Origin of the sequence: Planococcus chinensis (assembly GCF_020071995.1) — a bacterium.
Classification (GTDB): Bacteria; Bacillota; Bacilli; order Bacillales_A; family Planococcaceae; genus Planococcus; species Planococcus chinensis_A.
In genome coordinates this window covers 1-20,388 of sequence record NZ_JABWTK010000008.1, presented here as the reverse complement: position 1 = coordinate 20,388, position 20,388 = coordinate 1, and the positions used below count along the sequence as shown (strand labels likewise).

Genomic DNA, 20,388 nt, shown 5'->3' with positions numbered 1-20,388 from the left:
GCCAGATGGCTGCAGAAGTTAAAGAAGCCAGTTTTCAGATCACCGGCATGACCTGTGCTGCGTGCGCGGCACGCATTGAAAAAGGCATCAGCAAAATGGAAGGGGTCGAACAGGCCAACGTCAACTTGGCCCTCGAGAAATCTTCGATCCAATATGACCCCTCTAAATTGAATGAAGGCGATTTTGAAAAGAAAATCGAAGCGCTTGGATACGGTGTCGTTAAACAAAAAGCGGAATTTGATATTACGGGTATGACTTGTGCAGCATGTGCAACCCGCATCGAAAAAGGAATCAATAAATTGCAGGGAGTAGGAGCTGCCAATGTCAATTTGGCGTTGGAGAAAGCGACGATTGAATTCAATCCATCTGAAGTGACAATCGCAGACATTATTGCGAAAGTGGAAAAACTGGGCTACGGCGCCTACCAGCAGCAAGAAGAACAAGAGCACGTAGATTACCGTGAAAAAGCAATCCAGGACCAAAAACGGAAATTCATCTTTTCGGCTATTTTGTCGCTGCCGCTGTTGTGGACGATGCTTGGCCACTTTTCCTTTACGTCGTTCCTTTATGTACCGGGAATTTTAATGAATCCCTGGTTCCAGATGCTGTTGGCAACACCGGTTCAATTTATCATCGGGAAACAGTTTTATGTAGGCGCCTATAAAGCGCTCCGGAACGGCAGCGCCAATATGGACGTACTGGTCGTCATGGGAACGTCCGCCGCTTATTTCTACAGCGTCTATCAGGCAATCGTGCATGCCGGTTCACCGCATGCGGCGCATCTGTATTTTGAGACCAGTGCCGTTTTGATCACGTTGATCATCCTGGGGAAATTGTTTGAAGCGAAAGCGAAAGGCCGGTCTTCTGAAGCGATCAAGAAACTGATGGGCCTTCAGGCAAAAACGGCCACAGTCATACGCAACGGCGTGGAAACAGAATTGCCGCTGGAAGAAGTCGTCATCGGCGACGCCATTCTGGTGAAACCCGGAGAAAAAATTCCGGTGGACGGAGAAGTGGTGGAAGGAGCGACGGCCGTTGATGAATCGATGCTGACGGGCGAAAGTTTGCCGGTCGACAAAGCTGCAGGAGATCCCTTATACGGCTCTACCATCAACAGCAACGGCTTTATCCGGATGACGGCGACAAAAGTCGGGCGTGACACAGCCCTCGCGCAAATCATTAAAGTCGTGGAAGATGCGCAGGGGACAAAAGCGCCGATCCAGCGAATGGCTGATAAAATTTCCGGCATCTTTGTTCCGATTGTCGTCGGAATTGCGGTTCTCACATTCCTGGTTTGGTTCCTGTTAGTAGAGCCGGGCAACTTTACGCCGGCGCTTGAAGTGTTGATTGCGGTTCTTGTAATTGCGTGTCCGTGTGCGCTTGGTTTAGCAACGCCGACTTCCATCATGGCAGGCTCCGGCCGGGCAGCAGAAATGGGCGTTCTGTTTAAAGGCGGAGAGCATTTGGAACAGACGCAGAGCATTGATACCGTAGTGGTCGATAAAACAGGAACAGTCACTCACGGAAAACCGGAATTGACGGATGTCTTGCTGGCGGAAGGACAAGATGAGGCAAGATTTCTATCACTCATCGGCGCAGCCGAAAAACAATCGGAACACCCTTTGGCGCAAGCAATCGTTCAAGGAATCCAATCCAAAGGCATTAAACTTGGCAATGTCCAGTATTTCGAAGCTGTTCCGGGCTACGGCATCCAGGCAACCGTATCGGGCCAAGGCGTCCTGATCGGCACCCGGAAATTGATGCAGCAATACGGCATTGATACTTCTTCCGTTCTTTCTGAAATGGAAAGATTGGAAAGCGACGGCAAAACGGCAATGCTTGCTGCTGTCAACGGAGAATATGCCGGATTGGTTGCGGTAGCAGATACCATTAAAGATACTTCACGGGCAGCCATTGCGCGCCTGCAGAAGATGGGCATCCACGTCATCATGATGACAGGAGACAACGAGCGGACCGCAAAAGCAATCGGCAAAGAAGTCGGAGTCGATGCCGTCATTGCCGAAGTGCTTCCGCAAGGAAAAGCGGAACAAGTGAAAAAACTGCAGCTGGAAGGCAAGAAAGTGGCCATGGTCGGCGACGGCATCAATGATGCACCGGCGCTTGCAATGGCCGATATCGGAATGGCCATCGGCACAGGGACGGATGTAGCAATGGAAGCTGCAGATATCACATTGATCCGCGGCGACTTGAACAGCATCGCTGAAGCAATCCTGATGAGCCGCAAAACGATGCGCAACATCAAGCAGAACTTGTTTTGGGCATTTGCCTACAATACAGTGGGCATACCGATTGCCGCCATTGGCTTGCTGGCGCCTTGGGTAGCGGGAGCTGCGATGGCCTTCAGTTCGGTCTCAGTCGTTTTAAATTCGTTGCGTCTGCAGCGTGTGAAAATGGAAAAATAATGCACAAGTAAATTTATAGGATTGCAAAAATCAGGCTCAGTCAATTAGCGACTGAGCCTTTTTATGGGTGCATTGAGTTTAGGATAAATAAGACAAGGGAAATACCTTATTGTTGGAAATACATCCAAATCCATTAAATTCAACTGGAAGCTATTGCAATAAACGCTGACAGTATACTTTTTGTCAGTATGTGAATTTAAAGTGCGTACTTCACAAGAATGCTTGTGAAACTTACACTGGGTGAGAACCAAAAAACGGCAACGAGGAGAATGACACATGAAATTACAACTAGCATTGGATTTAGTTAACATTCCACAAGCAATTGAAGTGGTTAAAGAAGTAGAGGCGTTTATCGACATCGTCGAAATCGGAACGCCGGTTATTAACAAAGAAGGTCTTAAAGCTGTCGCAGAAATAAAAGCAGCTTTTCCTGACCTGGAAGTTCTTGCAGATGTGAAAATTATGGACGCTGCGGCTTATGAAGTATCGAATGCGGCTGCTGCAGGTGCAGATATTGTAACCATTCTTGCTCAGGCAGAAGATTCATCAATCAAAGGCGCAGTCGAAGAAGCGAAAAAACAAGGCAAGAAAATCCTGGTCGACATGATCGCTGTGAAAGATATCAAAACACGTGCTGCAGAGCTTGATGAGCTTGGCGCGGATTATATCTGTGTCCACACCGGCTACGATTTGCAAGCGGAAGGAAAAGATTCTTTCGAAGATTTGCGTACAATCAAAAGCGTCGTTAAAAATGCTAAAACCGCAATTGCTGGAGGAATCAAATTGGAGACATTGCCGGAAGTGATTAAAGCACAGCCGGATTTGATCATTGTCGGCGGCGGAATCACAAGCAAAGAAAACAAGAGCGCAGAAGCGGAAAAAATTCAAAAGATGATGAAAGAAAGCGTGACGTCTTAATATGAATACGGTGGGCTACACAGACGAAATACTGGCTGAATTGAAGCGGACCACCGCACTTATTGATGAGGGGGAAGCCGAAAAAGCAGTGGACGCCATACTGCGTGCAAAAAAAATATTTGTCGCAGGCGGAGGCCGCTCCGGCTTTATGGCTAAGGCATTTGTGATGCGTATGATGCACATTGGGCTCGATGCGTATGTCGTCGGAGAAACGGTAACGCCGAATTTGGAACCGGATGACATCTTTATCGTCGGTTCTGGTTCAGGAGAGACTCAAAGCCTTGCTGCTATGACAAAGAAAGCCGAAAGCATTGGTGCAACAATAGTGGCTGTCACAATAAACCCTGAGTCCACAATAGGAAAACTGGCGGATATTCGAATTGAAATACCTGCACAAGCGAAAAGTGATGGCGCCACGGGTAAATCGATTCAACCGATGGGATCCTTATTTGAACAATCGCTTCTTGTATTTTACGATGCAATGATTTTAAGATTCATGGATAAAAAAGAGTACAAATCCGATGCCATGTACGGCAGGCACGCGAATTTGGAATAGAATAACGAACAAACCTGAGTCAGGGATTTATGCAGACTCAGGTTTGTTTTATTGGATCAAAGTGCCGGGACAGTGCTAAAGAGCATTCTCTCAGTGAAGCATACAAATAATGTGCAAACGAAGCTATAGCGTTGATTGTGAAATTTGGGGCGTAAAGCTTGGTAAAATGCAAATGCATGATGTAATATGTGAAATCTACAGAGGGTGCCCGCACGCAGAAACATCCAGCAAAAGCAGCCCGAATCCAACCAACTGACAACCGGTTATATCATTGAACGCGGCTGGTGGCAGATGCTCATTTTGCCGTGGGCTAGAAAATAAAATTGCAAGGAGAGAACCTATGTATAAAATGGTCGCAATCGATCTAGACGGAACACTGCTCACAGACGACTTAATGATTTCACCAGCTACTGTGACGGCTATTCAAAAAGCGGTGGAAGCGGGAACAATTGTCACGATTGCTACAGGACGCATGTTTTCTTCTGCCAAGCGCATTGCATTGCAATTGAATCTAAATGTACCGCTCATTACATATCAAGGTGCACTGATTAAGGACGTGAATGAGAAAGAAGTATGGTACGAGCGTACGGTTCCTCCTGGCATTGCACAAAAGCTAATCGAGATTTCTCGTAAGAAAAAATTGCATCTACAAATATACCAGAATGATATTCTCTATAGTGCCGTCGAAAATGACAAACTGATCGCATATGCTGAAGCAGTTAAAGTTCCCTATCAAATAGAGCCTGATCTGATCAAACTGGTCCAAAAAGACGTCACAAAACTGCTTTTTATCGAAGAACCGGACGTGCTCGATCATTTACAGAACGAATTGCAAATATTATTCGGGGAGTCTGCCCACATTGCCAAATCAAAAAAACACTATCTTGAAATCACCCACCCGGAGGCAAACAAAGGCAGCGCCTTGTTATACTTAGCAAAAAAACTTGGCATTGAACGTACAGAAATCATCGGCATCGGCGACAACTTTAATGACATTGAGCTGATTGAGGCGGCTGGCCTTGGCGTAGCTATGGGCAATGCCGTAATGGCAGTAAAAGATAAGGCAGATTACACTACTTTTTCGAACAATGAAGAAGGAGTGCTTCATGTGATAGAAAAGTTCATTTTAGAGCGAGAAGGTACTTTCAGCGTTCATAAAGAAAAAATTTCTGAAAGGCTTCCAATGGCCTGATCCATTCATGGCAGTTCGTTTAGGAGACTTAAATAGGATAAATCTTTGGCGGTTTTTCTCAATATCGAACATGCCTGCAAAGACATTATTCTCTTGCAGAAAAATTTACTAACTGCATTCTTTCAAGTAAACTTAGTAAGTTACCTTAATTACAGTACTTGCTTTTTTATCCTATAGTATCGAAAAGTATACGGTGGAAAGTGAAGAAGGAAGGAAGAAAATGAATGCCTAATTTAGGAGAAAAAGTTTTTAATTGTGAAAAAGAGCTGACACTTTCTATTATCGGAGGAAAGTGGAAGATGCTAGTGCTATGGCATTTAGGGAAAGAAGGAACGAAACGTTTCGGGGAATTAAAAAACCTTATGCCAGGGATTACCCAGCGGATGCTTGTGAATCAATTGCGTGAACTAGAAGATCACTTGATTATTCACCGTGAAGTTTACCCAGTGGTTCCGCCAAAAGTGGAATACTCCCTTACCGAACAAGGAAGAAGCCTCATTCCGATACTGGACTCGATGTATGAATGGGGAAAAGAATATATAGATCGCAACCTGGATAAGAAAACTGAAAACAGCTAAAGCAGCCGTCCTATAAAATATCTAAAAAGATTTGAAGGATCGTACGAAGAGTTGTCTTCATATGAAAATGCCTGGCAACTCTATTTATGAGTTGTCGGGCACTTTTTTGCCTTTATTTAATAAGGAGAGTCCTCCAATTCAAGCGGTAAACAGAACCATATATTACTATAACCGGTCCAAAGCTTCTTCGATTTCGTCGTCTCCAGATATGATTTCAAAGGTTTTATTGAAAACGTGCTCGTTATCCAGGCAGTGGAGCAGCACTCTTGCCACGTCTTCTCTTGGAATCGGGCCGGAATCCAAATTTTCCGTTGCCCGGATGCGTCCGGTTCCAGGATCATTTGTCAGCAACCCTGGCCGGACGATGGTATAGACGAGCCCGCTGGCCCGCAAAATATTGTCGGCGTGGTGCTTGGCAACGTAATATGGAGCAATGTCTTCGCCCCACATCTCACGCCGGTCAGCATGGATGGCGCTGACCATCAGGAAGCGCTCCGTACCGGTTTGTTCCGCTGCTTTAATTGTTTTCGCTGCTCCGTCCAAGTCGATCAGCAAAGTTTTGTCAGCACCTGTAGCGCCGCCGCTTCCAGCCGTGAACACGACCGCATCACAGCCTTCCATCGCTTCGGCAATCTCATCTACACTGCCTTCAAGGCTGGTCAACACGGTTTCGACCCCAAGCGAATTAAAATAGCTGATTTGTTCTTCAAGCCGGATCATGGCTTTTGGTGTATGTTCTTCCGATTCCGCCAGCAATTGAACCAAATGGCGTCCAATCTGGCCGTTTGCACCGACGATCAACACTTTCATTTGTCCATCTCCTCCTAATTTTTACTCTGCTATTTTTAATACCCGCATTGACAAGCATTATGCGGGCCTCCACGAAAACCGTCTATTTTCATTTTTTAAAAAATTTCTGTAAAATATCATCTTCTCTAGTATAATATATCCAATAAGGTATATTTAATTGGAAAGTTCAAGGAGGAATTTGATGTTATCTCGCAACAAGAAAAAAACAAAGAATTATACGGTACAATCGACTTCTTCAGGCCTTTCGCCAGGCGTGCTGGATTTAAACCGGAATCGATTGGACAAAACCCCAAGCCCGTTTTGGGATTTGGTCACTCAAGCATTTTTATTTCTGCTTGGTGGAGTTATCCTTTGCGGAATCATTCTCGCACTCGTATCATTTACATAACGCCAATCAGTAAAGGAGAATGACGATGATCAGATATCCAGACCGCAAGATTGAAACCATTGGAGTGACGGCTCCTTCTTCAGGAGTTGCGCCCGACATGCATGAGGTATTAAAAAAATCCATTGAACGCTTAGAAGAGCGGGGCTTTAAACTGACGGTGGGGGACACCGCCTGGACGCAAAAAGAAGCGAAATCCGCGCCGGCAGAAGTCCGTGCAGAAGAATTGATGAATATGCTCAGCGATCCGTCAATCGATTTGGTCATGCCGCCATGGGGTGGAGAACTGCTGGTGGAAATACTGGAATTTCTCGATTTTGAAAAAGTCGACTTGAAATGGATTATGGGCTATTCGGATATCAGCATGCTTTTGTTGGCTGTCACGTTAAATACCGGATATGCAACGGCACATAGCGGCAACTTGGTCGACCTTCGCGGTCCGGAATCAGATGACACCACGGCGAAATGGCTGGACGTTCTCCAAACGAAAGCAGGCGGATCGATCACGCAAGTATCGTCTGAGAAATACCAGAAAGAATGGGATTTTGAAAACCCGACGCCTGTTATTTTCAATTTGACAGAACCGACGGAGTGGAAGACCGTTTCAGGCGAAGCGGAGCAATTTACTGGCCGCTTGCTTGGCGGCTGCATTGACGTCATCCGCCATTTGATCGGGACTCCGTACGGGGACGTAAACGCATTTAGGGAACGCCACATACCCGATGAACCGGTCGTATGGTATTTGGAAAACTGCGAGATGAATGTCGCGGATTTAAAGCGGTCATTGACGCAGATGAAATATGCGGGCTGGTTTAATCACATTTCCGGCATCGTCTTCGGCAGAAGCCCGGCGAACCAGGAAATCGGCGGCTACACCGTTGAAAAAATGTATGAGGATTTATCGGATGAACTTGGTGTTCCAATTGCCTATGACATCGACCTTGGCCACGTTCCGCCACAAATTACGTTTATCAACGGAGCCTACACGACAATTGATGTCGCGGACGGCAAAGGAAAAGTCCAAATCGAATTCAAATGAAAAGGAAGAATGGCCAATGGATATTCGTGAATTGACGGCTGAGGACGCCGCTTCTTACCGCGAGCTTCGCATCGAAGCGTTGACCAATAATCCGGATGCATTCGGTTCGGTCCTGGAAGACGCACTTCAAAAGCCGGTCGAAATGACTGCAGAAAGTTTGGCTTCCCAATTAGCGGTCACATTCGGCGCTTTTTGGGAAGGGCAGTTGGTCGGCAATGTCACGCTTCTGAGAGAAGCCGGGAAAAAGATGAAGCACCGGGCAAATGTTGTGGCGGTTTACGTAACCCCGCGCGCCAGAGGAAACGGCGTTGCCAAAAGACTGATGGAGGAATTGCTCGATTATGCAAACGAATGGGAAGGCATCGAACAGCTGTATTTGGCTGTCTCCAGCAACAACCGTTCGGCGATTGGGTTATATCAGCGCTTCGGATTTGAAAAATACGGCACGGAATACCGCGCGATGAAATCAGGGGACGAATACACCGATGAAGAGCTTATGGTGAAATTCCTATAAAAAAGACGCCAGCATTGGCGTCTTTTCTATTCGTTGCCCAACCGGTATAGCTGATCGTCGTTTTCGGATGGAGTCCCGCGGCCGTCTGTATTGTTGGTGATAAAATAGACATCTTCCCCGTCAACAAAGACGTCACGGACCCGGCCAAAGCCTTCGAATGAATCGGTGACTTCACCGGTTTCTAGGTCAATCACTTTGATGGCGGTGCCGCGAAGGGCAGCCACATAAAGCAGTCCGTCTTTTACGGCAATTCCGCTCGGGGCCCAGGTATCATCAGCGCCAGTCGTATAGAAAGGCGCTTCCATGCCTTCTTCGGTGGCATCGCCTTCAATCACCGGCCAGCCATAATTATTGCCTTCTTCGATGATGTTGATTTCGTCATTGGCTGATTGGCCATGTTCCGATGCATACATCGTGCCGTCTGCCCAGGCGATGCCTTGCGGATTGCGGTGGCCGTGTGAATAAATCTCGAATTCATCCGACTCGTTCAAGCGCAGGATTTTGCCGTTGACCGACCCAAGGTCCTGGGCGAGGTCAGGTTCTGAAGCATCGCCGATGGTGGCGAACAGCGCGCCGTTTTCATCAATTTCAAGGCGTCCGCCGTGATGCACATTACCTGTCGGAATGCCTTCAAGCAAGACGTCCGTTTCACTCCATGAACCGTCTGCCTGGACGAAGCGGGCAATCTTATTGAAAGAGCGTCCGTCCTGATCATAGACATAATAACCGTACGCTTGCTTGGATTCAGCAAAATCGGGTGCCAGCACAAAGCCAAGGAATCCGGCTTCAGCCGCTGAAGACAGGGGATCGGAAAATTCGACCGGCTGGTGCGTCACTTGGCCATTTGCCGCAATATGGGCAACGTTGCCGGTTCGTTCCGAAATATAAAATTCATCGTTTGTTTTATTGATGGACCAAGGAATTTCAAGGCCGCCTGCAATGGCTTCCGTAGCGACATTCGCTTCTTTCGGATTAGCCGGAGCATCGTTGCATCCTGCAAGGATCATAAGAGACAGAAAAGGAAACAGCAATCTTTTCACAGGTATAACCTCCTTTTTTTTATCTTAATGGATTGTGGCATAAAAAGGTATTTACAGAAACTTTCGCATGTATGAAACGTATAGAATAGGGAGTGAAAAACATGCCTTTAATGAAGGACGTCAAAGAAGAAGCGGAGATCCGCAAAAAACGAAATTTAATCCGGATCATCACTTGGGTCATCGTAGCTGTGGTCTTGGCACTGGTCTGGTATTTCACAAAATAATAGCCGTTTGCAGAAAGCAGGGAGAGCCATGGTCAATGGGAGCATTGTGTTAAGCGCCGTTTGTTTTGCCTTCTTTTTCTCGGCCATCAAGTTCTTTTTTGAAAAGAAGGAAGGGGAAAAGCTGCTTTCCAAAAACACCCTTTACGAAGTGGGGTTTCTCAGTATATTCATTCTTATTACAAACAGTTTGCTGGATCTGCTTTAAGAATCTTTCAATCATCCCGTAGTATCCCCATGAAAAAAAGCCGTCATGACAACGGCTTTTTTTTATACTGCATGATTTCAACAATGACGATGCCAAGTGTGATGCCGAGCAGGACATTGATGATCCATGGATCCAAATATTGGTCCCGGAAGATGAAAGCGACCGTCAGTATGTAAAAGATGGCCTGACTGACTTTTGCGATTGGCGGCACAGCGTCTTTCGGATAACGCACACGCGCCAGCTGAAAAACAAGGAAAGCCAGAAGCAGTACCAGATAATACGGCCAATATAAGCGGTCCACCAAATTATTGACGGCTGCAAACATGGCGAGCGGAATAAAATAAAACAACACCGATTTCAAGAAAAATCACCTTTTCAACTATTTTTTCGAATTGTTCTGCTGTCTGGCCGAGATCACGTGATACAAATTGTAGACGGCAAACACAACAGCCAGTGTAATGATAATAATCGAAATGACCGGATACAAAGAAGCGCCGTTGTCGATAATTTCAAGTACGCGCGTGTATAAAATCCAAGGTCCAATCAATAAAATGATGATATCGAGCACAGTTCCTAATTTTGAATTCATACGATTCCTCCAAGATTCAAACTGTTTTCAGTTTACCAGACTTTCGGCTCAGCGTCTTTATGCAACTTGTGAAACAGAGGCACAACCAAAAACTGCAGAGGTCCCAGCTTTTGCCGGGACCTCTGCAGTCCAAAATGAAAACCTTAATTCTTTTTATGGGCACGCAATTTCGTGCGGGCCAAATCATCAGCAGCCCGGTTCTGCGAATCGGGAATCCACTTGATAAAGCAATAGTCGAACCCATCCGACAGGCGAAGCGCTTCTTCGAGAAGCGGCTTGAACTTCTGGTTTTTGGTGAATCCCCGGTCAAAAGCTTCAACAGCCACTTGCGAATCGGATTTGATTGATACCATGCCCGTAGACAAATCACGCGCCAGTTCCAGCCCTTTTACAAGGGCAGTGAATTCAGCCATATGGTTGTCCATTTCCCCGACATATTCACTCCATTTGATCAGATGGCCTTCGCCTTTGATAAAGACGCCGACTGCACTGACTTTCGGTGTACCCGCAGTTGCGGCATCCACAAATACTTCTAGCATCAAGACACCTGCTTTTCGTCTGCCGGTGTTATTATTTTCTCATCATTTGGCTTTAATGCTTTCGCGATATAGCCGAATGGCGTGTCCAGAACGGATACGATGAATTTCAAGACATAAGTCGAGATGAATATTTGCAGCCAGACGTCAAATGGATAGACGCCGTAAAAAGCGATGCTGGTGAAAATCAGCGTATCGAACAGCTGGCTGACCAATGTAGAGCCGTTGTTGCGGATCCAGAACTGGCTGTCTTTTGGAAAGACCTTCCGGATGGCTGTAAAAATATACACATCAAGATGCTGGCTGGCCAGATAAGCAAGCATGCTGGCAACCGCGACTTGCGGAATCAACCCGAAAATCGTATGCAGCGAATCATTGGCGAAATCACTTTCTGCCGGAATGAATTTCATCCCGAATTGCATGACGATCACCATGATCAACAATGATGCAAACCCAAGCCAAACCGCTTTTTGTGCATCTTTCCGGCCGTATTTTTCATTCAAAATATCGGTCGCCAGAAAAGTGGAAGCATACAAGCTATTGCCGAGCGTAGCCGTCAGTCCGATGATTTCAATGGTTTTCGTCACCTGGATATTGGCCAGAATAGTGGAAAGCGCCACCCAGGCAAACAATCCGGTCTTCCCGAAGAATTTGTACATGATGAGCAGCAATATAAAATTGGCCACAGCAAAGCCAAGGCCCCAAAACTCGTTAAACAAAAAAATTCCTCCTTAGTTTTGATAAAGCGGGAGTTTTCGAACCGCTATAGGGATGAAAATGTCCTTTGATAGTATAACTATTGTTGCGTTAAAAGACAAATTAGGAGTAAAATAAACGAATGGCATTTTAAAGGGGTGACAGTTTGAACAAACTTTCAATAATCAATGAAATTGATGAAATGATGGAAACGTATTGCGAAGGGTGTTTTGTCCGCAAACAAATCCGAAAAGAGCAGGGGAAAACAGCTGCTCACCGGTTTTGCATCAGCGAATGCTCTATTGGGTCACAGCTGCAATTCCTTGGAAACGAGTTAAACAAAGTCGGAACTGAACATAAATGAACAAATAGAAAAGCCTGCGCCGAATCGATTTCGGGCGCAGGCTTTTCTATTCGGCTTTTCTTTGGCGGCGTTCTTCCGCCAATTGCAGTACGTGTTCCGCCGGCTGCGGTTTGATGCCATACAAGTCTTCGTTTTTAAAAGCATGCACTTCTTCATAGGCTTCCATCATTTTTTCCAGCACCCATTCTTCCGGCTGGGATTGGGGAGTCCAATAAAAAATATCCATGACACTCCGTTCGCCCGTCACCGGGTGATTCCGGATGTACTCAATTGCCGGTGCTTTTTTAAAGTCCAGCCTTTCATAAAAACGGACGCGTTTGCCGGATTCAGGATCATCCGGAGTGACAGGATCCACTTCCAGCACCACTGCCTTGTTCTTGCTTTTTACCTGATTCATGATCTTGCTGCCAAGGCCGCTGCCCCGTGCAGAACTGTTGACGAGAATATAATCGATAAATAAGAAATCGGGTTTTTCGAAGTAGACAAGCGTATGATGAGGGCTTTCGTCTAATTTATAGAATTCCGGTTTGTGCTCAAACAATGTTTTCATATGCTCTTCAGACTTCATTTCTTTGGCAGGAAAATAAGCTCTTAGTTTTGAAAACCATGGCTCCATCGCATTCTTCTCCTTTCGTTTTTATCTAAATTCCCAGTAGCCATGCTTATAAACCCCTAGATTCCAATTCTATACCATGGTTTGAAAGAGGCATAAACAGGCAATACAACTTGTATGTTTGAATGTTTTGACAAGGGAAAGGGAGAGGTGCCATGTTTGAAGCAAATAATGAAGGCAAATTAACTGCAATATTAGGGTGGAGCCTGCCGGCCATCGAGGCCATTGACAAGTTGGACCGGCCGTATGTCGTAGTCGGGCCGCCGGATTTTGAAGGATTCGCCAAAGAGAACGACATCAACTTTGTGGGGTGGGATTTTGACCGCCTGAACGAAGGGTCCGAAGAGCTGTTCCAGATTTTGGATGGCATGAACACAAAACTCGCCGTGCCGATTTATGAAGAAACCGTGGAATGGGCCGGCGCATTAAATGCCCGATTTTTTGATGACCCGCGGGTCTTCAACCGTTCGCTTTTGCTGCGCGACAAAGGGCTGATGAAACGGAAAGCTCAGATGTCCGGCATTAAAGTAGGGGTTTTTGAAGAAGCTTATACGAAAGACGATATTCATCGCTTTTTAAAACGCGTAAATGATGCACTGATAAAAATCGAGGGTGATTTGAACGACCCGATTCACATCAAGCCGCTCAATAAAGCGGGGACTGTTGGCCATATGGTCATCCGGGATGCTGCCGACATTGAGAAAATAGAAGAAGAATTTCCGTACTTGATGGAAAGCCATTTGGACGGGCAGGAGTTTTCCTGCGAAGCCTTTATCCATGACGGACAAGTGAAATTCCTCAATATTACCGAATACGTGAAACTGGGGCATTCCAATTTTGTGCCGGCTTCACCGGCGCTTGAAGCTTACCGCCCTCAAATCCTCAATGAAATCCAAAAGCTCGTGGATTCGTTTGAAATCAAATACGGCGTCATCCATCCGGAATATTTCATTTCCCACGACGGGACGCTGAATTTCGGAGAAGTTGCCGCACGTGTTCCGGGCGGTCATATTTTCGATTTGATTGAACGGGCATACGGCTTCAATGCCTTCCAGGCGCAGATCCTGTGCAGCGACCCGGACACGACGCCGGAAGAACTGGATGCATTTTTCCCGGAAGAAGTCACTTCGGCAAAAGGCTATGCTGGCAGCCTGATGGTTTATCCGCGCGTCCGTCTGATTGAAAAATTGAATGTTCCGGAAGAACTGAAAAACGATCCTTATTTTGAAAAACACGATTTGTTTATTCCGGTTACATCGAAAGTTGCGGAACGCGTTGGCTTCGGGAACCACTACGGAACATTGTTCTTCTTTGGGGAAGACAGCGACCGCATGACAGAACTGCTGAAAAAATACGAGAAATTCGATTTTTATCTTTAATCACCTGGGGGAATTATAATGGCAACAGAATTAACGTCGGTAAAAGATAAATTTGAACAGGCGCTTCGGTCACTCGAACAAGCGAAACCGTTTGCCAAAAGCATGTACCAGACGGAAGTTTTTCAGTTGGCTACTGAACTGGCGGCAACAGACGAAGGGCTGGAAATGCTTTATGACTTTGCAGCCGATTTTGACCAAGCGGGCGTGTTCCATGGCGGCCCGTGGGCAGAAGCAGAAAACTTGGAACCGCCGTTTGTCGGCGGCTCTTTAAAAATCCGAGGCGTCAATTCAGTTGTTGAATTATTGAGCGAACTGCGTATGCTTTCCATTTCTGAAGGGAAATATGAGCATCCTGAAGTACCGTCCGAAGAAGCGACGGCTTTTCTGAATGAAGTGCTCGCCTTAAATCTTGACCTTCTGTTTCCTGCCGAAACAGAAGCCGCACGGGTCGAAAGCGGAGAGCATACAGAACGGGCAGAACGCCTTTTCCGTTTGCTTGGCGGGAAGCTGTCCTATAAAGCGGTAGCCCATAAACTGGTGGAAGAAATCGACCGGCTAACAGTCCAGCGGCCGATCATGGTCGACCGGATCATTAATATGATTGAAACAGCCACACAGATGATTGATGAAAATATTGAAGATGCAACGAAAGAGAGTTTATTGGCTTATAAAAAAGCGATTACGGCACCGACTCCGCTCACCGAAAAGTTTCCAAATCCGCGGGAATACCGCAAACATTTGATGGAAGTGGATGAAGAAACTTTGCGCACTGAAAGCCGAGCGTTCGCTGAATCGATGAATCAAACAGGACTGGTAGCACCGGCAAATGCTATTTTTCTCCGCTACCTGAACCGCAAATATTCCGACTTGATCCCCGAAGCGTTGAGTTTGTCTGAAATCGGAACGGCGAGCTTTAATGCCAATACCGAGCTCGTCCGGGATATGATTCAAATTGCTGTTCATCCAGAGACCAGCAAAGTCATTTATGGTTTGTCGCGGATGCTCGACCGGGGCGTTCTGACACAAGACCCATTGCTTCCGGCCATTCGCCGGTTGTTTGAAATTGATGTACATCCGGATGTTAAAAAGAATTTGTTAAGAAGAGAACACCGTAAAGGCGGCATCACTGCCAACGGCGTGTTGCTGGGCGGTGTCATCAGTGTGCTGGGCCAGCCGCTAGGGATCGGCCAAGGCTTGAACCCGACCTGCCAATCTGCGCGTGCCATCAGCCTGTGGGCACAGCACGGCATTGGCCAGTTGCTTGAATACATTGCCCGGGCTGTCCGGGAAAATGATATTGATGTGACGTTCGAAGGGGAAGCTATTCACTCGAATACGATTGAAGGTGGGGTCGCTGAGGAAATCCATCAGGAATTGGATCCGGTTTCCGTAGTATTGGTGCCGCATCTTGATAAAATTTACAATGAAATGATGAAGAAAACATTGCTTCGCGGCGAAGACGGCCACAAATGGGTCAATCCGGAATTTTACGGGGAATGGATCCCGCGCGGCTTTGCCAACATCATTGATCCGCTGACAGGCTATGTCACGGATTATCAAGCTTTTGTGCGGTTGTTCTATGCCACGCATCACCCGGAATACAATGAAGGCTACGAAATGATCTATCCGAATCCGGTAGGGATTTACATCACCAACGTCCATGGCAAATTGCTCGGCCTGCATGCCGTGTCAATACAGCGGATTGATCAGGATGAGCAAGGGGAATACCGGGTTTACTTTTATAACCCGAACAACGACAGCGGCCAGAACTGGGGCCAGGGCATCGAAACAAGTGTACAGGGCCACGGGGAACTCGAAGGCGAGTCATCGCTGCCATTCCACCAGTTTGCCGCCCGCATGTACGCCTTCCATTACAATCCGTATGAACAAGGGGATACTTATATGGTGGAAGATGCCGATGTGGAGGAAATTGAACGGCTGTCACGCGAAAGCTGGGGGAAAACCTATACGTGGGTTTAAGCTCCACTGCATAAAATGAAAAAGGAGACCGGGGATTTTCTCCCGGTCTCCTTGTTTTATGTTTAATGCAGAACGATTAGCTATCGATTTCAATTACATTGGCGGCCTGTGGTCCGCGATTTCCATCAATGATTTCAAATGACACCGTTTTGCCTTCTTGAAGTGTCCGGAATCCGTCGCCTTGAATGCCTGTAAAGTGGACGAACACGTCATCTCCATCATTGTACTCAATAAATCCATAGCCTTTTTCCGTGTTAAACCATTTTACTTTACCCTGGTGCATGCACGTTCCCCCTATTATTGAGTATTGTCGCGGAACCATTAAAAGCCTTTTATATGGTTGGCTTATACTATACCCGAACACATATCAATCGTCAATAACTCGCCCCATTCCGGGCATTCCAGCAGCGTTAAAGGGTATAATGGAAGAAAAGGAGCTAAAATCTTGATGAATGACACCATACAACAATGTGAAACAGCTGTAAGAAAAATCTATGAAACTTATGATGCAAGCCATGATTGGCAGCATATTGAAAGAGTGCGCAGCAATGCCAAGCTGCTATTGGAGCAGGAGCAGGCAGATGCCTTTATTGTGGAACTGGCTGTGCTGTTGCACGATGTTTCCGATCCGAAATACAAAAAAGACGGAGAAGACCTGGAGACGGAGATTCTCGAGAGCCTGCCGCTCAGCATGGAACAAAAAAACCGGATCAGAAACATCATCCAATCGGTTTCCTTTAAAGGCGGGAACGGCGTCCGGCCGTCTTCGGTTGAAGCGGCAATCGTCCAGGATGCTGACCGCCTCGACGCGATTGGCGCGATTGGCATCGCCCGCACCTTTGCATACGGCGGCGCCAAAGGACGCAAGCTGTACGACTGGGCGGAAGAACCGAGAACGGAAATGACCGAAGAGGAATACCGGTCGAAGCCGACCAGCAGCACCACGCATTTTTACGAGAAGCTGCTGTTGTTGAAAGAACACATGAACACGCCTGCAGGAAAGCAAATTGCTGAAGAACGCCATCAATTTATGCTATCCTTTTTAAAGCAACTTATTAAAGAAACGGATGGGAATAAATGAGCCACTTAAACGTTACCAAATTAACAAAAACAGTAGGAGCCAAAACACTTTTCAAAGATGTGGAATTTTCTTTGTATCCCGGGGAACGTGCAGGATTAATCGGAGTCAACGGCACCGGGAAATCGACTTTGATGTCCATTTTAGCGGGAGACGTAGAAGCGGATTCGGTCAACATGGACCACCCGAAAAAATACGAAATTACGTATTTAAAACAAGAACCGGAATTTGACGAATCGCTGACGGTGCTCGAAACCGTGTTCTCCGGAGATTCGCCGATTTTGGCATTAAACCGCTCATATGAGCAGGCATTGAAAAACATGATGGTGGATTCAAGCTCCACACAGCTGCAGGAAGAGCTGATGAACATTCAGGAAGGCATGGAACAGGAAAATGCCTGGGACATCAACGCCTTGGCTAAAACGGCATTGACGAAGCTTGGAATCGATATGTTCGACCAACCGGTCGGTGAACTGTCCGGCGGACAAAAGAAACGCGTTGCGTTGGCAAAAGCCTTAATTGAACCGGCGGATTTGATCCTGTTGGATGAGCCGACCAACCATCTGGATGCCTTGTCAACCGAATGGCTGCAGGAAACTTTGCTGCGCATGAACAGCGCCATGCTGTTTGTAACACACGACCGCTATTTCCTGGACGCCGTATCGACGCATATTTTCGAACTGGCCGACCAGACCATGTATACACATAAAGGAAACTACGGAGATTACTTGGAGAACAAAGCGATCCGCGATGAAATGGCGGCTTCTTCCCAGCAAAAACTGGAAAACCGTTTCCGCTCGGAACTGAAATGGATCCGCCGCGGTGCGAAAGCCCGGTCGACAAAACAGAAAGCCCGCATTCAGCGCTTTGAAGAAATCAAAGAAAATGTCCAGAAAGAAAACGACAACACGTCACTGGAATTGTCGATGCAAAGCCAGCGCCTCGGCAAGAAAATCATTGAAGGCGAAAATCTCGGTATGGCTTTCGGCGACAACGTCATTTTCCGGAATTTCGATTTCCTATTGCAAGGCGGCGACCGCATTGGCATCGTCGGCCCGAATGGCGCCGGAAAGTCGACGCTGCTGAAATTGATTGCCGGCGACTACGAGCCGACAGAAGGGCGCCTGGAATACGGCAGCACGGTGAAAATTGCCCATTTTACGCAGCACCTGCCTGAGATGAACGAAGCGCAGCGCATGATTGAATACATCCAGGAAATTTCAAGCGACTATGAAGCGGCAAAAGGCGTGCGCTTGTCCGCCACGCAAATGCTTGAGCGCTTCCTGTTTCCTTCGAATGCGCACGGCACTCAAATCGGCAAATTGTCCGGCGGTGAACGCAAGCGTTTGTATTTGCTGAAACTGCTGATGGAACAGCCGAATATCCTGTTATTGGATGAGCCGACAAACGATTTGGACATCCAGACACTTTCTGTGCTGGAAGACTTTTTGGAAAACTTCCCGGGCGTGGTCATCACCATTTCCCACGACCGCTTCTTCCTGGACCGCATCGCCCGCAAACTGTGGACGACCGGCACCGGAGAAGTGCTTGAGTACCAGGGGCATTATTCAGACTTTATCAAGGAAAAGCCGGTGCCCGCAGCTAAAGCAGAGCCAATGGCCGAACCAATAAAAGAAACGCCGAAACCGGAAAAGCCAAAAAAGAAAATGACGTTTAAAGAACAGCAGGAATACAAAACTATCTTGGACGATATTTCAGAAGTTGAATCCCGGATCGAAGAACGGGAAGGCGAAATGGCAAAAGCCGGGGCGGATTTCGAGAAATTGAACAAACTGACCGAAGAAGTTGATGAACTAACCGAACAATACGATACACTCATCGACCGATGGACATATCTGCAGGAAATTGCAGAATCCTAAGCTAGGTGGAGCATATTAACGGCAGGAGGAATTACGAGTGAAAATTATTACGATTGAACCAACGCCAAGCCCAAATACGATGAAAGTCATCATCGATCAGGAATTGCCGTTTGGCAAAAGCCATAATTATACGAAAGACAATGCACAGGATGCAGCCAAAGAAATCCAGGCCATCCTGGAAATCGCCGGGGTCAAAGGCGTGTACCATGTCGCGGATTTTCTGGCAGTTGAACGAATCGCGAAATTTGACTGGGAAACCATTCTTGCGGAAGTGCGCCGCGTTTTCGGAGAAGACAGCAGCCACACGAACGAAGAAGAAATTGAAATCGATGAACATTACGGAGAAGTCTACGTCCATGTCCAGCAATTCAAAGGCATTCCGCTTCAAGTAAAAGTGTTCGACAGTGCTTCTGAAAAACGCTTTGCGATGCCTGCCCGGTTTGTGGCAGCGATGCAGGCGGTAATGGATCCGACAGAAGAAAACTACTTGCTGCAGCGTAAATGGGCGGATTATGGCGTGCGCTACGGGGAAAAAGAAGAAATCGGCCAAAGCGTCGTCGAAGAACTCGAAGCCGCCTACCCGCAGGAACGGCTGGATGGAATGGTCGAGCAAAACAACAATGCAGAAGAAGCCGCACCGATTGCACGCGGCCGAAAAGTGACGCTTACTGAATTCGATGTACCGGACTGGGAAACACGCTTCCAATTGCTTGAGCAGATGAACGAAGGCGAACTCGATGATGTGCCGCTCTTGGCAAAAGCATTGGACGATGAAAAAATGTCTATCCGCCGCCAAGCGGCTATCTTCCTGGGCGATATCAAGGACCAGGCGGTAGTGCCGCATCTGGAAAAAGCGATGCGCGATAAAAGCTGGGCAGTCCGGAGAACAGCGGGCGATACAATCAGTGACCTCGGTTTTGAAGAGTTCGAACCGATCATGATGGAAGCGCTGAAAGACAAAAACAAACTGGTCCGTTGGCGGGCTGCAATGTTCTTATACGAAACCGGAACAGAAGCCTCCTTGCCTGCGTTGAAAGCGGCAGAGGAAGATCCGGAATTCGAAGTGAAACTGCAGATTAAAATGGCCATTGCCCGGATCGAACAAGGGGAAGACGCCAAAGGCTCGGTCTGGAAACAGATGACCGAAGCCCGGCAAGCCATGAAAGAAGAATAAGGAAAAGCCGGCGGAATAAAATCCGCCGGCTTTTCAATTTGTTGAGAAAGATATATAAAAATTTCTCTTAGAATATCTCCGATATTCCCAGGCTGTCGAGAAACTCTCTCGACAGCCTGTTTTTTTGTTTATTTTACTACTTTTCCGATGTACACTAAAAGAAAATGAAGGAGCGAGGTCTCATGATTGGTCCCGTCAAAAACCATCGTCATGAA

General features: G+C 47.0%; 24 protein-coding genes. 15 read left to right on the top strand and 9 right to left on the bottom strand.

All coding sequences use genetic code 11. The features are described 5' to 3' along the window. Positions 1-5 precede the first annotated feature (5 nt). The 5 genes from HU147_RS13515 (at position 6) to HU147_RS13495 (ending at position 5,667) form a co-directional block, all read left to right on the top strand. Positions 6-2,423, top strand: coding sequence for a heavy metal translocating P-type ATPase (locus HU147_RS13515; protein WP_224076750.1), 2,418 nt, complete (start codon positions 6-8; stop codon positions 2,421-2,423). A 276-nt stretch (positions 2,424-2,699) separates the two neighbouring features. Then, positions 2,700-3,341 carry a 3-hexulose-6-phosphate synthase gene (hxlA, locus tag HU147_RS13510; RefSeq protein WP_224076749.1) on the top strand — a complete coding sequence of 214 codons (642 nt, stop codon included), beginning with the start codon at positions 2,700-2,702 and terminating at the stop codon, positions 3,339-3,341. Between the two features lies 1 nt (position 3,342). Continuing rightward, entirely contained in the window at positions 3,343-3,897 is a 555-nt protein-coding gene (hxlB, locus tag HU147_RS13505) for a 6-phospho-3-hexuloisomerase (protein ID WP_224076748.1), read from the top strand. 340 nt (positions 3,898-4,237) lie between these two features. Then, a complete protein-coding gene (locus HU147_RS13500; protein ID WP_224076747.1) occupies positions 4,238-5,089 on the top strand; it encodes a Cof-type HAD-IIB family hydrolase in 852 nt (283 codons plus the stop codon). Positions 5,090-5,313: 224 nt separating this feature from the next. Next, positions 5,314-5,667 (top strand): winged helix-turn-helix transcriptional regulator, encoded by a 354-nt coding sequence (locus HU147_RS13495; RefSeq protein WP_224076746.1) that lies wholly within the window; start codon positions 5,314-5,316, stop codon positions 5,665-5,667. A gap of 165 nt (positions 5,668-5,832) precedes the next feature. On the opposite strand, the gene HU147_RS13490 is transcribed toward HU147_RS13495, so the two are convergent. Beyond that, positions 5,833-6,477 carry an SDR family oxidoreductase gene (locus HU147_RS13490; RefSeq protein ID WP_224076745.1) on the bottom strand — a complete coding sequence of 215 codons (645 nt, stop codon included), beginning with the start codon at positions 6,475-6,477 and terminating at the stop codon, positions 5,833-5,835. 181 nt (positions 6,478-6,658) lie between these two features. Between HU147_RS13490 and HU147_RS13485 the strand changes: the two genes are divergently transcribed. From HU147_RS13485 to HU147_RS13475, 3 genes are read left to right on the top strand one after another with little or no spacing between them, the layout of a single operon-like run. Continuing rightward, positions 6,659-6,865 carry a hypothetical protein gene (locus tag HU147_RS13485; RefSeq protein WP_224076744.1) on the top strand — a complete coding sequence of 69 codons (207 nt, stop codon included), beginning with the start codon at positions 6,659-6,661 and terminating at the stop codon, positions 6,863-6,865. 25 nt (positions 6,866-6,890) lie between these two features. Beyond that, the gene (locus HU147_RS13480; RefSeq protein WP_224076743.1) at positions 6,891-7,901 is read left to right on the top strand and encodes a S66 family peptidase; all 1,011 of its coding nucleotides are present in this window, start codon (positions 6,891-6,893) and stop codon (positions 7,899-7,901) included. A 16-nt stretch (positions 7,902-7,917) separates the two neighbouring features. Next, a complete protein-coding gene (locus HU147_RS13475) occupies positions 7,918-8,415 on the top strand; it encodes a GNAT family N-acetyltransferase (protein WP_224076742.1) in 498 nt (165 codons plus the stop codon). Positions 8,416-8,441: 26 nt separating this feature from the next. On the opposite strand, the gene HU147_RS13470 is transcribed toward HU147_RS13475, so the two are convergent. Beyond that, positions 8,442-9,455, bottom strand: a complete 1,014-nt coding sequence (locus HU147_RS13470; RefSeq protein ID WP_224076741.1) for a PQQ-dependent sugar dehydrogenase — start codon at positions 9,453-9,455, stop codon at positions 8,442-8,444. A gap of 101 nt (positions 9,456-9,556) precedes the next feature. Between HU147_RS13470 and HU147_RS19430 the strand changes: the two genes are divergently transcribed. Continuing rightward, positions 9,557-9,679: a hypothetical protein gene (locus HU147_RS19430; protein WP_263427862.1), complete on the top strand. Its 123-nt coding sequence runs from the start codon at positions 9,557-9,559 to the stop codon at positions 9,677-9,679. 49 nt (positions 9,680-9,728) lie between these two features. Here HU147_RS19430 and HU147_RS13465 read toward each other — a convergent pair whose 3' ends face one another. The 5 genes from HU147_RS13465 to HU147_RS13445 all read right to left on the bottom strand — a co-directional run bounded on the left by HU147_RS13465 (position 9,729) and on the right by HU147_RS13445 (position 11,728). Beyond that, a complete protein-coding gene (locus HU147_RS13465; RefSeq protein WP_224076740.1) occupies positions 9,729-9,899 on the bottom strand; it encodes a hypothetical protein in 171 nt (56 codons plus the stop codon). Between the two features lie 28 nt (positions 9,900-9,927). Continuing rightward, the gene (locus HU147_RS13460) at positions 9,928-10,236 is read right to left on the bottom strand and encodes a hypothetical protein (RefSeq protein WP_224076892.1); all 309 of its coding nucleotides are present in this window, start codon (positions 10,234-10,236) and stop codon (positions 9,928-9,930) included. Positions 10,237-10,263: 27 nt separating this feature from the next. Next, complete coding sequence (locus HU147_RS13455) at positions 10,264-10,473, bottom strand: hypothetical protein (protein WP_036803148.1); 210 nt, start codon at positions 10,471-10,473, stop codon at positions 10,264-10,266. 143 nt (positions 10,474-10,616) lie between these two features. Beyond that, complete coding sequence (locus HU147_RS13450) at positions 10,617-11,012, bottom strand: ribonuclease HI family protein (protein WP_224076739.1); 396 nt, start codon at positions 11,010-11,012, stop codon at positions 10,617-10,619. Continuing rightward, on the bottom strand, positions 11,012-11,728 hold the full coding sequence (locus HU147_RS13445; RefSeq protein ID WP_224076738.1) for a queuosine precursor transporter: 717 nt from the start codon (positions 11,726-11,728) through the stop codon (positions 11,012-11,014). Before HU147_RS13445 ends, HU147_RS13450 begins: the two co-directional genes overlap by 1 nt. 143 nt (positions 11,729-11,871) lie before the next feature. On the opposite strand from HU147_RS13445, the gene HU147_RS13440 reads away from it, so the two are divergent. After that, positions 11,872-12,069, top strand: coding sequence for a zinc-finger domain-containing protein (locus tag HU147_RS13440; protein ID WP_036803155.1), 198 nt, complete (start codon positions 11,872-11,874; stop codon positions 12,067-12,069). Between the two features lie 46 nt (positions 12,070-12,115). Here the strand turns inward: HU147_RS13440 and HU147_RS13435 are convergent, their stop codons facing one another. Continuing rightward, on the bottom strand, positions 12,116-12,685 hold the full coding sequence (locus HU147_RS13435; protein WP_224076737.1) for a GNAT family N-acetyltransferase: 570 nt from the start codon (positions 12,683-12,685) through the stop codon (positions 12,116-12,118). Between the two features lie 152 nt (positions 12,686-12,837). Here HU147_RS13435 and HU147_RS13430 point away from each other — a divergent pair, with 152 nt between their 5' ends. Continuing rightward, positions 12,838-14,061 carry an ATP-grasp domain-containing protein gene (locus HU147_RS13430; protein WP_224076736.1) on the top strand — a complete coding sequence of 408 codons (1,224 nt, stop codon included), beginning with the start codon at positions 12,838-12,840 and terminating at the stop codon, positions 14,059-14,061. An 18-nt stretch (positions 14,062-14,079) separates the two neighbouring features. Next, positions 14,080-16,041 (top strand): hypothetical protein, encoded by a 1,962-nt coding sequence (locus HU147_RS13425; protein ID WP_224076735.1) that lies wholly within the window; start codon positions 14,080-14,082, stop codon positions 16,039-16,041. A 76-nt stretch (positions 16,042-16,117) separates the two neighbouring features. On the opposite strand, the gene HU147_RS13420 is transcribed toward HU147_RS13425, so the two are convergent. Next, positions 16,118-16,324, bottom strand: a complete 207-nt coding sequence (locus HU147_RS13420) for a cold shock domain-containing protein (protein ID WP_224076734.1) — start codon at positions 16,322-16,324, stop codon at positions 16,118-16,120. Between the two features lie 165 nt (positions 16,325-16,489). Between HU147_RS13420 and HU147_RS13415 the strand changes: the two genes are divergently transcribed. The 3 genes from HU147_RS13415 to HU147_RS13405 are packed head-to-tail and all read left to right on the top strand — an operon-like array spanning position 16,490 to position 20,173. Further along, positions 16,490-17,122: an HD domain-containing protein gene (locus HU147_RS13415; protein ID WP_224076733.1), complete on the top strand. Its 633-nt coding sequence runs from the start codon at positions 16,490-16,492 to the stop codon at positions 17,120-17,122. Then, positions 17,119-18,999 (top strand): ABC-F family ATP-binding cassette domain-containing protein, encoded by a 1,881-nt coding sequence (locus tag HU147_RS13410; protein ID WP_224076732.1) that lies wholly within the window; start codon positions 17,119-17,121, stop codon positions 18,997-18,999. The genes HU147_RS13415 and HU147_RS13410 overlap by 4 nt, the downstream gene beginning before the upstream one ends. 37 nt (positions 19,000-19,036) lie before the next feature. Next, positions 19,037-20,173, top strand: coding sequence for a conserved virulence factor C family protein (locus HU147_RS13405; protein ID WP_224076731.1), 1,137 nt, complete (start codon positions 19,037-19,039; stop codon positions 20,171-20,173). The last annotated feature ends 215 nt before the right edge of the window (positions 20,174-20,388 follow it).